Raw genomic sequence first — 1,579 nt, forward strand, 5'->3', positions numbered from 1 at the left:
GATCCGGGGGTGGGAGCGTAGCGACCGTTTGGCGCAGCCAAACACATCGAGAGGAGGTGCAGCGCAGCAAACCGGAGGCGATGCCCCCGGATCAATCCCGGAGCGAAGGGACCCGAGCCACGGCGAGGGCCGAACGTCAGGGTAAAGCCTTTTTGGTTATTTTTTCGCTGGGCCGGCATTCCGGCGTCTGGAAAAAGTGACCCGCCGTAAGGGCGGAACCGCCAGCAGCAACACCCGCAGCAACGGATATTCACCCAATCAGCCAATCAATCAAAACCCCACACTGGCCTGCACAAAAAACGTCCTCGGCGCCCCCACATACATCCCCGAGTTGTTATCACTCGAACGGGTGAAGTACTGCTTGTCGAAGACGTTCTTCACCCCGGCACCCAACTTCAGGTTCGACACCTGCGGCCCGAAGTCGTAACCCCCGCGCACGTTCCAGGTCACGTAACCCGGGATGTCGCCGTACTGCCCGTCGGCCGTGCCTTCGGTGATGTAGTTGCCGTTGAAGCTGCCATCTGCGTTGACCCCGGTGCCCGGCGAACGCTGTTTGGACTGGGCAAAACCGTCAATGTTGTAGGTCCAGCGGTTGATGTCGTAACGCAAACCGACGGTCGCCACCTGACGCGAATAGAACGGCAGATCACGGCCTTTGAAGCCCGGAATTTCGCCTTCGTAGGTCGCACGGGTGTAAGTGAAACCGGCGTTGGCGGTCAGGCCGTCAAGACGCGGATCCAGCGCCGCCATGTCGTAGTGCATCGAGGCTTCGATGCCCTGGTGCTTGGTCGCGCCGAGGTTGGTCCAGCCCACGTCGTTGCTGATGTATTGCAGTTCGTCGTCGAAGTCGATGTAGAACAGCGTCACCTCACCGCCCCACACATCATCGTTGTAGCGCGTGCCAATCTCGTAGGTCTTGGCTTTTTCCGGTTCCAGGCCATTGGCAGTCTGATCACCCGAGCCGCCCTGCCCCAACTGAAAATACTGCAGGCTGCCGAACGAGGTTTCGTAGTTGGCGAACAGCTTCCACGCATCCGACAGGTGATACATCACGCTCAGCGCCGGCAACGGTTCATTGCTTTCGATGCTGCGGTTTTTCGCCTGTACCGGTTTGCCGGCGGTATCGAGCACGGCGCGGTCATGCCAGTCGGTGCTGATGTGTTCGAAGCGAATGCCTGGGGTGACGGTCCAGTTGCCGACGTCGATTTTGTTGTCGACGTTCGCGCCCTGCTCGACCATCGCTTCGCGGCGGATCACCGTGCGCGCCCCGGGGTGGTTCTGCACCACAGCGGCGTCGGCGTCACCGAGCCAGTCGCCGACCACTTTGATGTCGGTCACGCCGAGCTCCAGCGGGCCATTGCTGGCGGCGGAAGTCGCGGCAGGCGCAAGGGTTACCGAACCTTCGTTGATCTGATACTCCAGACCGCTGCCCCTTGCACAGGGGGCAACTGACCTTGTGACCAACCCCGGCAATCGGCTTACCGTTGAGGTCGGTCCGGGAGAACGCTTCGAGGACCTTGCCACCGTGAGTGGTGGAGTCGCCCAAGCGAATGGCGTCTTTCATGTTGTCACTCCTTTG

General features: G+C 60.8%; 2 pseudogenes. Both read right to left on the minus strand.

Annotated elements, in window-relative coordinates:
• Positions 1 to 270 precede the first annotated feature (270 nt).
• Positions 271 to 1,218, minus strand: a pseudogene (locus DBR24_RS13175) (TonB-dependent receptor family protein); the annotation flags it as partial.
• 211 nt (positions 1,219 to 1,429) lie between these two features.
• Positions 1,430 to 1,564 (minus strand): annotated as a pseudogene (locus tag DBR24_RS13180) (PAAR domain-containing protein); the annotation flags it as partial.
• Positions 1,565 to 1,579: the final 15 nt, after the last annotated feature.

Origin of the sequence: Pseudomonas sp. HMWF006, assembly GCF_003061205.1 — a bacterium.
GTDB classification, from domain to species: Bacteria; Pseudomonadota; Gammaproteobacteria; order Pseudomonadales; family Pseudomonadaceae; genus Aquipseudomonas; species Aquipseudomonas monsensis.